Origin of the sequence: Atrimonas thermophila (assembly GCF_045864955.1) — a bacterium.
Taxonomy (GTDB): domain Bacteria; phylum Atribacterota; class Atribacteria; order Atribacterales; family Thermatribacteraceae; genus Thermatribacter; species Thermatribacter velox.
Genome location: NZ_AP028803.1, coordinates 2158344 through 2171703, shown reverse-complemented (window position 1 = coordinate 2171703; position 13360 = coordinate 2158344). Strand labels below are relative to the sequence as shown.

At 45.9% G+C, this 13360-nt stretch carries 16 protein-coding genes and 1 other annotated feature (1 of these 17 running past the window's edge); of the genes, 3 read left to right on the top strand and 13 right to left on the bottom strand.

Going from position 1 to position 13360, the window contains the following annotated elements; genetic code table 11:
• Window positions 1-41: 41 nt before the first annotated feature.
• The gene (locus tag ACKTT1_RS11300; RefSeq protein WP_412709645.1) at window positions 42-437 is read right to left on the bottom strand and encodes a PspC domain-containing protein; all 396 of its coding nucleotides are present in this window, start codon (window positions 435-437) and stop codon (window positions 42-44) included.
• Window positions 437-1468 (bottom strand): phosphoribosylaminoimidazolesuccinocarboxamide synthase, encoded by a 1032-nt coding sequence (gene purC, locus ACKTT1_RS11295; RefSeq protein ID WP_412709644.1) that lies wholly within the window; start codon window positions 1466-1468, stop codon window positions 437-439. The genes ACKTT1_RS11300 and purC overlap by 1 nt, the downstream gene beginning before the upstream one ends.
• Before the next feature lie 119 nt (window positions 1469-1587).
• Between purC and hisZ the strand changes: the two genes are divergently transcribed.
• Genes hisZ through hisD form a run of 3 tightly spaced genes read left to right on the top strand, consistent with a single transcriptional unit; the run spans window position 1588 to window position 4740 of the window.
• Entirely contained in the window at window positions 1588-2799 is a 1212-nt protein-coding gene (hisZ, locus tag ACKTT1_RS11290; protein WP_412709643.1) for an ATP phosphoribosyltransferase regulatory subunit, read from the top strand.
• Window positions 2787-3446 carry an ATP phosphoribosyltransferase gene (gene hisG, locus ACKTT1_RS11285; RefSeq protein WP_369018264.1) on the top strand — a complete coding sequence of 220 codons (660 nt, stop codon included), beginning with the start codon at window positions 2787-2789 and terminating at the stop codon, window positions 3444-3446. Before hisZ ends, hisG begins: the two co-directional genes overlap by 13 nt.
• Window positions 3421-4740 (top strand): histidinol dehydrogenase, encoded by a 1320-nt coding sequence (gene hisD / locus ACKTT1_RS11280; RefSeq protein WP_412709642.1) that lies wholly within the window; start codon window positions 3421-3423, stop codon window positions 4738-4740. Before hisG ends, hisD begins: the two co-directional genes overlap by 26 nt.
• A gap of 9 nt (window positions 4741-4749) precedes the next feature.
• On the opposite strand, the gene speE is transcribed toward hisD, so the two are convergent.
• From speE to ACKTT1_RS11225, 11 genes are all read right to left on the bottom strand, one after another.
• Entirely contained in the window at window positions 4750-5580 is an 831-nt protein-coding gene (gene speE / locus ACKTT1_RS11275) for a polyamine aminopropyltransferase (RefSeq protein ID WP_369018266.1), read from the bottom strand.
• Window positions 5549-5926, bottom strand: coding sequence for an adenosylmethionine decarboxylase (speD, locus tag ACKTT1_RS11270; protein ID WP_369018267.1), 378 nt, complete (start codon window positions 5924-5926; stop codon window positions 5549-5551). The genes speE and speD overlap by 32 nt, the downstream gene beginning before the upstream one ends.
• 90 nt (window positions 5927-6016) lie before the next feature.
• Window positions 6017-6742, bottom strand: coding sequence for a peptidoglycan editing factor PgeF (gene pgeF, locus ACKTT1_RS11265; protein WP_369018268.1), 726 nt, complete (start codon window positions 6740-6742; stop codon window positions 6017-6019).
• An 18-nt stretch (window positions 6743-6760) separates the two neighbouring features.
• Entirely contained in the window at window positions 6761-7552 is a 792-nt protein-coding gene (trpA, locus tag ACKTT1_RS11260; RefSeq protein ID WP_369018269.1) for a tryptophan synthase subunit alpha, read from the bottom strand.
• Window positions 7549-8730 carry a tryptophan synthase subunit beta gene (gene trpB, locus ACKTT1_RS11255; protein ID WP_369018270.1) on the bottom strand — a complete coding sequence of 394 codons (1182 nt, stop codon included), beginning with the start codon at window positions 8728-8730 and terminating at the stop codon, window positions 7549-7551. Before trpB ends, trpA begins: the two co-directional genes overlap by 4 nt.
• Window positions 8727-9362, bottom strand: coding sequence for a phosphoribosylanthranilate isomerase (locus ACKTT1_RS11250; RefSeq protein ID WP_412709641.1), 636 nt, complete (start codon window positions 9360-9362; stop codon window positions 8727-8729). The genes trpB and ACKTT1_RS11250 overlap by 4 nt, the downstream gene beginning before the upstream one ends.
• Window positions 9349-10152, bottom strand: a complete 804-nt coding sequence (gene trpC / locus ACKTT1_RS11245) for an indole-3-glycerol phosphate synthase TrpC (protein WP_369018272.1) — start codon at window positions 10150-10152, stop codon at window positions 9349-9351. The genes ACKTT1_RS11250 and trpC overlap by 14 nt, the downstream gene beginning before the upstream one ends.
• A complete protein-coding gene (gene trpD / locus ACKTT1_RS11240) occupies window positions 10136-11200 on the bottom strand; it encodes an anthranilate phosphoribosyltransferase (RefSeq protein WP_369018273.1) in 1065 nt (354 codons plus the stop codon). The genes trpC and trpD overlap by 17 nt, the downstream gene beginning before the upstream one ends.
• Window positions 11178-11573, bottom strand: a complete 396-nt coding sequence (locus tag ACKTT1_RS11235; protein WP_369018274.1) for an anthranilate synthase component II — start codon at window positions 11571-11573, stop codon at window positions 11178-11180. The genes trpD and ACKTT1_RS11235 overlap by 23 nt, the downstream gene beginning before the upstream one ends.
• A complete protein-coding gene (locus ACKTT1_RS11230; RefSeq protein ID WP_369018275.1) occupies window positions 11503-11772 on the bottom strand; it encodes a glutamine amidotransferase-related protein in 270 nt (89 codons plus the stop codon). Before ACKTT1_RS11230 ends, ACKTT1_RS11235 begins: the two co-directional genes overlap by 71 nt.
• Window positions 11769-13184 carry an anthranilate synthase component I family protein gene (locus tag ACKTT1_RS11225; protein ID WP_369018276.1) on the bottom strand — a complete coding sequence of 472 codons (1416 nt, stop codon included), beginning with the start codon at window positions 13182-13184 and terminating at the stop codon, window positions 11769-11771. Before ACKTT1_RS11225 ends, ACKTT1_RS11230 begins: the two co-directional genes overlap by 4 nt.
• A 29-nt stretch (window positions 13185-13213) precedes the next feature.
• Window positions 13214-13360: a binding site (T-box leader), on the bottom strand; it runs 115 nt beyond the window's last position.

Sequence of the window (13360 nt, the reverse complement as noted above, 5' to 3'; positions counted from 1 at the left end):
TAAGTATATGCATACCCAAATCTCTTTACATTTACAAAAACTCAGCTTCTCACCAGAAGAAATATGCCTGCAACCAGAATGATAATTCCCAGAAGGAACTTTCCACCCCAGGGAACCCACCAGATGAGGCCGGCAGGAATAAGATAGCGAGCAAGCAGGAGTACGCCAATTATAACCAGAATCCAGCCTAAAAACTCTCTCCGGTTTTGGGGTTGAGGTTTTTCTTCTATCGCGCTTACACTGTTTGCGCTTTCTGGTTCTTCAGGTACGATGATCCAGGCGATTATATAAGCGATAATTGCCGTCCCTCCGGCAAGGAGTAGGGCAACCGCAAGAAGTCTGACTATAGTGGGATCTATATCAAAATAATGAGCAATGCCAGCGCATACGCCTCCTATCATTTTATCTTTCCTTGACCGATAGAGCCTTTTGTTCATTATTCACCCCCAAGGTATTGTTTCAGGCGGGAGGCTATTTCGGGTAGAGGAGGCACTTTTTCAAACCATGCTCTACCAGTGAGGTCATTAGCAATTCGCTGGTAGACCCAGCTTACAAGTTGCAGGAGCTCTTCAGGAAGATGAGGTGGCTTGGATTTGGCCAGCGCTTTCCATCCCAATTTGTTTTTCTGTTTTGCTTCCTGTATCTCTCTGTACCATTCAGTTTGCCGGTAAAAGTGACGAGCTATTTCTTTGCTCATTTGCAACCCTTGATAGGTGTAACGGCATTCATCGGGTGTTCCTACCACGTCTACCACTACCAGGTTCCTTCTGGCATCAAAAGCCAGCTCCACTTTTCCGTCTTCATTGCGTAGGCCCAGGGGTTCAATTTCTCGAGAGATAAGCTGGTCAATTTTGAGAACCAGGTCTTTGATACGTGCCTGTTCTTCCTGGTTGATAATCTGATAGCCTAAGACCTCGTCCCAGCTCAGGTAACGGTCCTGTTCTTCGAGTTTGGTTGATACATCAATCAGGGGTGGTTCGAGAGGTTCTTGAGGGTTGGGGAGTCTGGAAAGACCAAAGTCAGCAAGATTTATTTCTCCTTTTTCTACTCTTTTTCTGAAACTCGAGCTCTGAGGGAGAAAGTTGCGATATATAAATTCAAATGGTATTAAAAAATTTCCGGTAGTATTCTGGTAAACGGAGTAATCATAGTCATTTCCCAGCAAGGGAGGTTGGATGACCTTAAACAGCCGAACCTGCATGACCCTTGAAGGTTTTTCCAGCTCTGATAGTCTTTTAAGGCTTCCGTTTTCTTCCAGGCCCAGATAGTGAGTAGCCATTCCCTGCTCTTCAAGCTTTTCAAAGAAATACGCTCCTATGAGACAGAGCGCTTCCCCTTTTCCAGGAATATGGTCGGGCATTTCTCCCCAATCAAAAACTGAATAGCGATCTGAAAAAATGAATTTCCCTCTTCCTGGTCGGTCTTCAATAGGTGAGGCAAGAACAATCAAATCCTTAACGCTACCCATTGCTCAGCTTTAACCTCCTCAGCCTGCTAAGGCCTATTGTACACGAGTTTGTTTTCCTTGCAAAGCTCGACGGTTATAAATTATACTTGGTGTTGAGTTTGGGAAGGAGGCAAAGAAGCTTGGAACTGGTTTTTGGAATGAAGGACTTTTATCCACGAGAAGTACAATTGAAAAGAAGAATTGAGCAACAGTTGAGGTCTCTATTTGAAAGCTGGGGTTACGAAGAAGTTGAACCTCCAACCATCGAGTATTATGCCACACTGGAAAAAACGTTGGGGGAAGACCTTAGAGAGAGAACCTTTAAGTTTATAAACCGGAATGGGGAATTAGTCTGTCTGCGTCCTGAGTTTACCACTTCTGTAGCCAGAATGCTTTCTTCAAGGAGCAAGGAAGCTTGCCCGCGTTTTCGGGTTTATTACGATGGGAAAATTTTTCGCTACCCTTCTTCTTCATTCCGGACGGAGAGTGAGCTAACCCAGATAGGACTCGAAAATATAGGTTCTAACAGACCCCAGGATGATGCAGAAGTTGTTGCTCTGGCGCTTTTTTCGCTGGAGCGAGCAGGCATTGCCGATTTTGAGGTTGATGTAGGTCACGCAGGCTTTTTTAAAGTCTTGGTCAAAAAACTTGGACTTTCTCCCTTGGAAGAAAACCTTGTGAAGCAGCTTTTGAAAAAACGCGATTTTGTTGCACTTCGGGATATCATTGGAGAAAGGTCTTTTTCCGGGTTTTCTCTTAGAGAATTTTTTGTGGAGTTACCCTTCTGGAGAGGACGTTGGGAACTCCTCAAAAAAGCCGAGGCTCGTTTCGGTGAGGAAAAAGAGATTTTGGCGATCCTGGAGAGGATTAAAGAGGTTTTGACCATTCTCGAAGATTATGGCCTTGCTGAGCGAGTTTTTTTAAACCTGGGCGTGATTCGAGACTTTGATTACTATACCGGGATTGTTTTTGAAGGTTTTTCTCCTCGAGTTGGACATCCACTTTTGGCTGGTGGTAGGTATGATGAACTTTTCCCTATTTTCGGGAAGAAAGCTCCAGCCTGTGGTTTTGCCCTTTTTGTGGAACGTTTGATGGAAGTTATTGAAGAGAGTTCGTTTACTTCCAGAGCTTCGCATCTGGTCTTTGAAGTTTGTTTTTCTTCTCGAGTGCGCAAGGCTATTTTTGGGGTAGCTGAAAGGCTTCGTGAGCAGGGCATATCGCTTGTTCTTCAGGAATGGCCAGAAAAGCACTGCCGGGTTTCCTGGCAGGACCAGAGCGTTGAATTTCCTGAGAGCGCTATAGCCGAGCTTGAAGAGTTTATAAAAAGGGAGTTTGGGACATGGAAAAGCTGACCGTGGCTTTGCCTACTGGTAGGCTCAAGGGTGAAGTGTTGAAGATTTTGTCTCTGCTTTCGGGATGGCCTGAAAACCTTGATTTTGAATCCCGACAACTGGTTCTTGAGTCGGCTGATTTTCCGTTGCGTTTCATTTTGACTCACCCAAAGGATGTTTCCACCTATGTGGAATATGGAGCTGCTGATGTGGGACTGGTGGGAAAAGATATTCTTTTAGAGCGCCAGAACGAGGTATATGAACTTCTGGACCTGGGAATTGGCAAATGTGCCATGGTGCTGGCAGCTCCTGAGGGAACGGATGCTGAAGTGATATTTGAAAGGGAACGTCTACGTGTGGCTACTAAGTATCCCAATTTTACTCGCTCTTATCTTCAAGAACGGGGCATTCACGCTGATATTGTCTTTCTGTATGGTTCTATAGAGCTCGCTCCGGCCATAGGGCTTGCTGAGTGCATTATAGATCTTGTTTCTACGGGGAAAACTTTGCGAGAAAACAAATTACATGTAGTGGAAGAAATAGCACCTGTTTCGGTGCGCCTGGTTGCTAATCGAGTAAGCATTAAGACTAAGTCCAGCCAGATTGCCAAACTGGCTGGTGAATTAAAGGAAGTGGTGAGGCTTGAAAAGCATTCCCGTGATTCTTAAACCCGTTTTTGACCAGGAGGAAGTTCTCTCCGACCTTGCGCTTTCGCGTCGGGAAACGTTTCGCTTTTTTGAGCAGGCTACTGAGAGGGTTCGGAAAATCGTAGAAGACGTGCTCGAAAAAGGCGATGCTGCAGTTTCTCACTACACCAGGCAGTTTGATGGTTGCAATGTTACCGATTTTTTGATTCCTCAAGCAAGGCTTGAGGAGAGTTGGGAAAGCTTAAGTTCCTCTTTTAAAGAGACATTGAAGGTAATTGTAGATAGAGTACGCAGATTCCATCGCTTGCAAAAAACGAATTCCTGGTGGCTGAGTGAACAGGGTTCTTTTATGGGTGAATGGATGCGCCCCCTGCAAAGTTGCGCAGTGTACGTTCCTGGAGGGCGCTTTGCGTATCCGTCTTCTTTGATAATGGGAGTGGTACCTGCTCAAGAAGCGGGGGTCAAAAACATAATGGTGTTTACGCCTCCCGACCGGGAAGGAAACGTATCGCCTGAGATAATGGCGACCTGCTTTTACCTCGGGATAGATAACCTGTATCGGGTGGGGGGTGCACAGGCTATTGCAGCCTGCGCTTTTGGTACTGAATCTATCCCTGCTGTGGACAAGATAGTTGGTCCAGGCAACGTTTATGTTACTGCTGCCAAGAAACTGCTTTACGGTGTGGTGGGTATTGATGCTCTGGCTGGGCCGTCAGAGGTGGTTATTGTTGCTGAGCGAGGTGCAAGAGCAGACTGGATAGCTCTGGATTTGCTGGCTCAAGCAGAACACGACCCTCTTGCAAAAAGCATTTTGCTGTCGGATAGCGAGGAACTCCTGGTTACAGTTAAAAAGAAAGTGGAACGGGAATGGGCCAGCAATCCCCTGGAGCGAACAGTTCCTATTTACCTTTATCAGCTGGAGAATCTGGATCTGGCCTGGAAAATTGTTGAAGCCATTGCCCCGGAACATCTGGAAGTCATGGTATCACGGGGGTTTGAAGTAGTGGATAAGGTGAAGAGTGCAGGAGCTATTTTTATTGGGCCTTACGCACCGGTTGCTCTGGGAGACTATGGTTATGGCCCCAATCATGTATTACCTACCCAGGGAAGTAGCCGTTTTGCTTCTCCTCTCTCAGTCAGGGATTTTGTGGTTGCGTCTTCGGTAGTGGTTCCCGCCTCAGATCCAAACATAAACTTTGAGCTTTTTGCCGAACTCGCTGCACGAGAGGGCCTATATTTTCATCAAAAATCTTTGCTTGCTCGCATGAATCGAGATTTGCAGGCCGATATCAGGCGTGAATATCAGGAGTCGTAGGGGTAATCCCTACGACTCCTTGCCTTCCAGTAACTGTTTGAAAAATACCGGTAAAGTGAAAGCGGCCTGATGAACTTCTGGTGAGTAATACCTGGTTGGAAAATCGGGTTTGCGCAGAGGCTTTTGAGGGTCCAGACTTTTCGAGCCGACTACGTACGTCCACACTCCGCCGGGGTAAGTAGGCACTAATCCCCAATATACCTTTACAATAGGGAACATATCCAAATTTTCCCATAGCTTGCGAACTCGTTCGGGTTCGAAAAAGGGTGGTTCTATCTGGGAAACAAAAAGACCTTCTGGTGAAAGATGCTCAAACACCTGCTGAAAGAACTCCTTGGAAAAGAGTGGTTCGGCTACTCCTCGAGGTATAGGATCTGTGGAATCCATGATAATAACGTCAAAAACTTGGTCACTTTCTTTGATGAACCGAGCAGCGTCTTCAACCAGAACCTTTAAGCGTGGGTCTTCCCAGTTTCCAAGCTGTGGGAAGTAGCGTCTGCATAGCTCAATTACCCCTTCGTCAATATCCACGAGGTGCACTTCTTCAACTGGATGTTTAAGCACTTCTCTCGAAGCACCACCGTCTCCACCGCCTATAATGAAGATTTTTCGAGGATTAGGATGTACAAACATGGCAGGATGTACCAGCATTTCGTGGTACATGAACTCATCTTTTTCCGTGGTTTGCACGATTCCATCCAGAATGAGAGTTTTCCCGTAAAGAAAAGTATCGAGAATGGCAATTTCTTGAAAGCGGGTTTTACCACAGAAAAGCGTTTCTTTCACCTTGAGGCCCATCTGATAGTTTTCAATGTAGCTTTGGAAATACCAGAGTTCCATTTTGTTTTTTCACGCCCCTTTCCAGTTCTACAATTTTTACGTCTTGGGGTTTAAAAAATTTCCGGATGATAGGCACGCTCTTTTGGGGATCCCATCCGGCTTGCAGAAATATATCCAGAGATGCGTACCCGTATTCAGGCCAGGTGTGAATGGCGATATGTGATTCAGGCATTATCAAAAGACCACTTATACCTTGAGGTTCAAACTGGTGTATTTTCAATCCCAGGATTTCTCCCTGGTAAGTGCTGGCCAATTCTTTAAAAAATTCTTCTACAAGGCGAGCATCATTCAGCAAAGCAGAACCAATGATTTCTATCAGCAAATGGTGAGCCACTGCATTGTTCAAGGCTTCTCCCCCTTTCCATTGTGGAAGTTCACTAAACAATTAAATATTAAATAGGGGCAATTGGCAACAATTTTTTGAGGATTGGTGAAGTCAATTGCGTAACCAAGCAATGAGCGCCATGCGATCTGCTCTTTCTTTTTCTCGTCTGAAGGAGTAGAAAAGGTCCTGTTCGCAAGAGGTACACCAGGGGGCTATCTCGATATTGTGCCGAGATACCCCCATTGCGCAGAGCTCTCTTTCAATAAAACCAGTCAAGTCTACAAAAAAACGATCGTTTCTCAAGATCACACTCTGAGAGTCCCTTTCCAGAAACCGTTCAGCTATGTCTTGCCCCACTTCGAAGCAGCACGATTTTATACTGGGTCCAAGCCCTACAAATAGCTGTTCGGGGCTAGTTTTGAAGTGTTTCCAAAGGAGGCGTACCGCCTTTTTGTGGGTGTGGAGCAGGGCTCCTCTCCAGCCAACGTGGGCCAGAGCAAAACATCTTTTTTGGGGATCGAAAAACAATATGGGAACACAGTCGGCAACCAGAATTCCCGCTCCCCAGGACGAGTTCTGTGTTAGGAGAATATCCGCCTTTGGTGGAGAAACACCAGGAGTGGGCTTAGCAGGCAAAAGGAAATAATCATCTCCGTGTGTTTGATCTGGAAAAAGGATTTGAGGAACATCAAGCAATGAAGCAAGGTGCTTCCTGTCTTTTTCGTTACGTAGCTTGAAGGGCAACAAGCGAGTGGTGAACACGTGGAACAGGGGTTGATATACAGAAAGTTTTGAAAAGCGCAAAAAGTCAATCCCCTTAATGGAAACTTTTTCCAAGTCGTTTCCTTCTTTCTTTTACTCGATTTCGTTCAAAGCTTTCCGAAAGTTGCTGAGAAAATCGTTTACCAGCTGGGGCAAGTCTTTGTGGTGTTTGTTTTGTGTTACAAAGTGAAGTAATGCTGAACCCACTATTACTCCATCACAGAAGGACGCTATCTCTTTTGCTTTTTCAGGGGAATTAATGCCGAATCCCACCAGAACCGGTAGGTCGGTGGCTGACTTAATAATAGTTACAACTTCACGGAGTTCTTCTTGCTGAATGCGGGTTTTGCCAGTTACTCCTTTGCCAGAAACCAAATATACAAAACCCTGGCTTTCTCGGGCTATTTTTTTCAGACGTTCTTCAGGTGTGGTGGTAGAGGCAAGAAGGATTATCGAAAGTAGATTTTCCAATTTATCAAGCAACGGTTTGGCCTCTAAGGGAAAGTCAGCTACGATGAGCCCGTAGAAACCGGCTTCTTTAAAGTCCTGTCCAAATTTTTTTATGCCATACTGATAGACGATGTTTCCGTAAGTCATAGCAATAAGTGGAAAGGAGAGCTTCAGAGTTTGCATTTTTTCAAAAACCAGCCTGGGGGTTACTCCCAGAGCCAGTGCTTTTTGTGAGGATTCCTGAATTACTGGTCCATCTGCTACTGGGTCAGAGTGGGGAATACCTATTTCCAGGGCATCTATGAAATCGGGGTTAAGATTTTCAAGTATTGCCAGGAAACTTTCTATGGTTGGATAGCCAAAAGTGAGGTAAGGTAAAAGCAGTTTTCGTTTTTGCGATTTTTCGCGAAGAACGCTTCCCAGGATGTCTTTCATCGTGATTCCTCCTTGAGATATCTCATTACCTGTTCAACGTCTTTGTCTCCTCTTCCCGAGAGACACACCAGGACTATCGAATCCTGAGGCAGTTCCTTTCTCAGTTTGTTGAGATAGGCAATGGCGTGAGCACTTTCCAGAGCAGGGATTATGCCCTCCAGGCGAGAGAGTTCACAGAACGCATCCAGTGCTTCCTGGTCGGTCACATTGACGTATCGGGCCCTGCCAGAGGCAAAAAGAAAACTGTGTTCAGGACCTACGCCGGGGTAATCAAGACCAGCCGCTACGGAGTGGGTTTCTTCTATCTGCCCAAATTCGTCCTGGAGTATATAGCTGAGGCTTCCATGCAGTATGCCCTTTTTACCACGTCCAATGCTGGCAGCGTTTTTGGAAGTCTCTAATCCCAGGCCGCCAGCTTCAACACCTACAAGCAGAACCTCTTTGTCCGGCACAAAAGCGTGAAAGATACCCATGGCATTGCTACCTCCACCGACACAAGCCAGAACACAATCAGGGAGGCGACCTTCTGCCTCAAATATTTGCTGCTTGGCTTCTTTACCTATCACCGACTGGAAGTCCCTAACCATTTTAGGATAAGGATGAGGGCCTACCACAGAGCCAATTACGTAGTGGGTGGTGTCCACGTTGCTCACCCAGTCTCTCATGGCTTCATTAATGGCATCTTTGAGAGTTTGGCTTCCAGTTTTCACCGGAATTACCTCTGCGCCCAGAATCTGCATTCTGAAAACGTTCAATTTTTGCCTTTCCACATCTACTGCTCCCATGTAAATGTGGCATTCAAGTCCTAAAAGGGCACAGGCGGTAGCTGTGGCTACTCCATGCTGGCCTGCTCCTGTTTCGGCTATGATGCGAGTTTTTCCCATTTTTTTGGCAAGTAACACTTGCCCCAACGTATTATTTATTTTGTGGGAACCAGTGTGATTCAGGTCTTCCCTTTTGAGATACACTTTCAGGTTCATTTTTTTACTCAGTCGCTCGGCGAAATAGAGGGGAGAAGGACGACCTGCGTAATTTTTCAGATAGTAATTGAGTTCTCTCTGAAAATTTTCATCTTTGGCAAAAAAGTTGTAGGCTTCTTCAAGTTCCTCAAGGGGATGCACCAGAATTTCGGGAACGAAGCGTCCTCCAAATTCTCCAAAAAAACCCTTTTGAATCATTTTTTCACTTCCCTTTCCAGGATTTGAATAATTTCCCGCAGTTTCTCTATGTCTTTTTTACCAGGTGCACTTTCCACACCGCTGTTTAAGTCCACCGCAAAAGGCTGCAAAGCCCGAATGCAGGCGACGATATTTTCTTTTCTGAGACCTCCTGCCACTATGAGAGGCTTCGCAATTGGTGTTTTTATGTTCCTTATTTTATCCCAGTTAAAAGGAATTCCCAAGCCCCCGCTTTTCCCATTTTGGGTGCTATCCAGGAGGTAAAAATCCACTACCTCTTTGTAGGCATCAAGTTGCGATGGGTCGAATGATTCGTCCACTCCAAATGCCTTGATAACCCCTTTCCCCAACTTCTCACAGAACTGAGGGGGTTCGCTTCCGTGGAGCTGTACCAGGTCTAAATGACAAAAGGACCGGATAAATTGCACCTCTTCTAAAGAGTGGTTTCTAAACACTCCCACCTTTACAAGGAAAGCAGGGAGGTTCCGTATGATTTGACGAGCTTTATCAGGGTTTACAAAACGGAGGCTTTCTTCAACAAAGATAAAACCCAGTGCCCATATACTGGTTTGCTGGGCGATTTGCACGGCATCTTTTTCTGATGTGATACCGCATACTTTAATGCGTACCAATTTTGACTCCTCCTTTGAGTTCCAGGAGTTTATTGTCGGGTTCCTCTGCCTTGATAAGGCTTTCTCCAACCAGAAAATTGTGTACTCCCTGCTTGAGAAGCAGCTCTATATCCTGGAAAGAAACGATGCCGCTCTCGCTTACCACGATTTTCTCTTTAGGAAGATATTTGCGTAAGCGTATAGTATTTTGGATGGAAACTTCAAAGGTGGCCAGGTTGCGATTGTTGATGCCAATCACGGGTGCTTCTGCTTGCAGTGCTTTCTGAATATCGCTTTCATCGTGCACTTCTACCAAGGGAGTTATGTTCAGGAGCTGGCAGAGCTCGACAAACTTTTTGAGGCGCTGCAAAGAAAGAATGCGAGCTATAAGTAGTAAGGCATCGGCTCCAAGTTTTGCCGCTTGATAAATCTGGCTTTCTTCAATCACAAAGTCTTTCTGGAGAACTGGCAACGTGCTACACTCTTTTACCTCCCGAACCATTTCTGAATATCCTCTAAAGAAAGTTTCTTCAGTGACCACTGATATGGCGCAAGCTCCTGCTTTCTGATACCTGTATACCAGCTCCCGAAGAGTAAAACGTTCCAGTAGCTTCCCTTTAGAGGGTGAGGCGAATTTCACTTCGGCGATAATGTTGGGTCCTGGGTTCTGATTTAAAGCCTGGTAGAATTTGTTTTCTCCCTGGTGTGTTCGATTCAAAAACAAATCTGCGAGCTCGGTCAGGGAAGGATGCCTCTGATAAAGCAACTTTTTACGCTTGGTGGTCACGATTTTTTCAAGAATGTCTTCCATGGTTACCACCTTGTCCGTTCTGCTCTATGCTTTGATGGAAAGCGATGAGTGAGCGTATTTTTTCCAGTGCTTTTCCGGATTCCAGAGTTTTCCTGGCTATCTTTATTCCCGCTGAAAGCGTGGTAGCCTTGCCGAAAATGTAGAGCAAGAAGGCTGTGTTGAGCATTATAGCCTTGGAAAGAGGAGTATCTACTCTTCTTTCTTCCAGTAGCCTCAAAAAGGTGCGGGCATTTTCAGAAGGATTGCCTCCTTTTATTTCCTCAAGCGGTAGGCACTCAAAGCCTACTTCCTCTGGATGAAGAGTGAATTCACCTTTCACTTCTCCCTCTTCTACCAACATGAAATAGGTTGTTCCACTGATACTTGCTTCGTCAATGCCGGGTTCTCCCCAAAGGATACAGGCGCGTTTTACTTTGAGTCGCTTCATTGCTTCGGCTACCAAAGGAAGGAGTTTTCGGTCATAAACACCTACCACTCTATAGGCCACGGGAGCAGGGTTGGTTAATGGTCCCAGTATGTTAAAGACGGTTCGGATACCCAGTTCTCTGCGAATTGGCTGTACTGCTTTCATTGCTGGATGGTAAAGCGGAGCAAACAAAAAGGCAAATTGCGTTTCCAAAAATGCTTTTTGCATGGTTTGGGGAACAAGGTTAATTTTTATGCCCAGTGCTTCCAGAAGATCGGCACTGCCGCTTTTACTGGATATGGAGCGGTTACCATGCTTGACCACCGGTACTCCACAGGCCCAGCCCAGAAGCGCGCTGGCAGTGGAGACGTTGAAGGTGCTTTTCCCGTCACCACCGGTGCCACAATTATCCACAACTTCCTGGGTGGGGATAAGAAAAGGTACGGCTTTTTCACGCATGGCGGAGGCAAAGCCGGCTATTTCTTCTGGTGTTTCTCCCCGCAGGCGGAGGGAGGCCAGAATGGCGGCAGTGTGTAAGGGAGAAAGCTTTTCTTCCATTATAGCTTTCATGAGTGAAGCAGCCTGGTTAAAATCCAGCTTTTCCCCAGAGATTATTTTGTCAAGAATTTTTGGGGCTTCCACCGGGTTTCACCTCCAGAAAGTTTTTTAAAATTTGCTTTCCGTGGGGAGTGAGCACTGATTCGGGGTGAAATTGCACACCAAAAAGTGGATATTTTACATGTTCTATGGCCATTATTTCTTTGTCTTCTGTCCAGGCAATGACCCTTAATGTGGGAGGGAGGCTCGAAGGATCCACTACCAGGGAGTGGTACCTACCCACTTCGATTTTGGGAGGAAGCCCTTTAAAAAGAACCGAAGAAAGCAAAATTACCGTGGATTTTTTGCCATGTTTTGGTACTGATGCCTTTACAATCCTGGCGCCTTCAACATATGCAATGCACTGGTGGCCAAAGACACACCCCCAGGGTGGGAATAGAAGGGGCGAAGCGTGCAATAATTTCGTTGCTCACTCCTGCGTACTGAGGGTCCTTGGGACCCGGAGAAATAATGATGTGTGAAGGTCTGAGCTTATTCACTTCTTCGGGTTTAATTTCGTCATTTCGGAAAACTCGTATTTCTTCTCTGGAAAGCTCTCCGACGTACTGCACCAGATTGTAGGTGAAGGAATCGTAGTTATCAATGACCAGAATCATGCTTTTATCCTCCCTTCTGCCATTTTTAAGGCAGTGAGCAAAGCCTGAGCTTTGCTCACTGTTTCTTCGTATTCATTTTGAGGTTTTGAATCGTAAACAATACCTGCTCCAGCTTGAACTGAAGCCAGGCCGTCTTTAAAAAACAAGGTACGAATGATGATGCAGGTGTCCATGTTGCCATCAAAACCAACATAACCCAGTGCCCCCGCGTAAGGTCCACGTGCATCGGGCTCGATTTCTTCGATTATTTCCATAGCACGCACTTTTGGTGCTCCACTGACAGTGCCAGCGGGAAAACAAGCCTGGAGCAATTTCCAGGCACTGCTTCCCTCGGGGACCGTTCCAGACACCGTTGATACGATGTGAAATACGTGCGAGTAGCGTTCTACTTCCATAAACTCTTCGACTTGCACGCTCCCCGGAATGCATACCCTGCCCAGGTCGTTTCTTCCCAGATCAAGGAGCATAACGTGTTCGGCGTTTTCTTTTTCGTCATCAAGAAGTTCTCTGATAATTGCATCTTCTGGAATATTTGGCAGGCGCTTTCTGGTTCCAGCAATGGGCTTGGTTACCGCCTTTCCGCTTTCAAGCTTGACCAGCATTTCTGGGGAAGAGCCTACCAGCTGAAAGTGGTCGGTATTCAAATAAAAAAGATACGGTGATGGATTTAGCGATCGCAAAAAGCGGTAAACCGTAAAGGGATTTCCCTGATAGGGGACACTGAAACGTTGTGAAATGACTACCTGAGAGGCATGTCCTTCGACAATGTAGTCTATGACTTTGCTCACCGCTTTTTTGAATGCCTCTTCTTCGAAATTTGAATACACTTCGCCCTGAATGGAAAATTCATCGTCTTCAGAGATATGCTGAGATGCAGAAATCCTTTCCCAGACCCCTTCTATCCAGGCTTTGCCTTGCTGGTAGTCTTTTTCATTTCCGGCTTGGGCAAGATAAACAATGCCAATTTGATGACGCAAGTGATCAAAATACACGAAACGCCTGCTTTCCACAAAGTAGGCCAGAGGATAGGAAAGGGGTTTTCGAGGAACAGTTTTTTCCCAGGTTTTTACAGCATCGTAGCTTAAAAAACCTACCGCTCCGCCTTTGAAAGAAGTTTCCAGCCCGGGATAGAGTTTTCGGAGAGGGAAAGTTCTTTCCAGTTTACCAATTACGTCGGTAAACTTGTTTATGGTTATCACTTTCTCAACGTCAAAAATCAGAAAGGAAAACCTTCCCCAACGCTCACCCTTTTCAGCGCTTTCCAGGAGAATCAATGGTTTTTTGTCTTGAAAAAGCTCAGTTACCGATACCGGAGTAAACCGGTCGGCCAGGAAAACAGTTTTCAGGGGAACCAGGTCATATTCTCCTGGTTCTATTTTCCCGAAATCTTCGATACTGGGTTTGATGTTCATTGCTTTCACCCCAACAAAAAAAGCCCTCGTCAAGAGACGAGGGCTTTTGCTCGCGGTGCCACTCTTGTTGGTAGGTAATACCCATACCTACCCTCTCGACCAGGTACGGGTCTTAATGACCGATACCCTGCTTTCTTTATCGGGAAAGCCCCGGCCCAGCCTACTTGCTGTTGGCT

What these genes read in the sequence shown, in the direction of transcription:
- ACKTT1_RS11300 (WP_412709645.1), bottom strand. Translation starts at nt 437, where the DNA reads ATGAACAAAAGGCTCTATCGGTCAAGGAAAGATAAAATGATAGGAGGC.
- purC (WP_412709644.1), bottom strand. Translation starts at nt 1,468, where the DNA reads ATGGGTAGCGTTAAGGATTTGATTGTTCTTGCCTCACCTATTGAAGAC.
- hisG (WP_369018264.1), top strand. Translation starts at nt 2,787, where the DNA reads ATGGAAAAGCTGACCGTGGCTTTGCCTACTGGTAGGCTCAAGGGTGAA.
- speE (WP_369018266.1), bottom strand. Translation starts at nt 5,580, where the DNA reads ATGGAACTCTGGTATTTCCAAAGCTACATTGAAAACTATCAGATGGGC.
- trpA (WP_369018269.1), bottom strand. Translation starts at nt 7,552, where the DNA reads ATGAAAGACATCCTGGGAAGCGTTCTTCGCGAAAAATCGCAAAAACGA.
- trpB (WP_369018270.1), bottom strand. Translation starts at nt 8,730, where the DNA reads ATGATTCAAAAGGGTTTTTTTGGAGAATTTGGAGGACGCTTCGTTCCC.
- trpC (WP_369018272.1), bottom strand. Translation starts at nt 10,152, where the DNA reads ATGGAAGACATTCTTGAAAAAATCGTGACCACCAAGCGTAAAAAGTTG.
- ACKTT1_RS11230 (WP_369018275.1), bottom strand. Translation starts at nt 11,772, where the DNA reads ATGATTCTGGTCATTGATAACTACGATTCCTTCACCTACAATCTGGTG.
- ACKTT1_RS11225 (WP_369018276.1), bottom strand. Translation starts at nt 13,184, where the DNA reads ATGAACATCAAACCCAGTATCGAAGATTTCGGGAAAATAGAACCAGGA.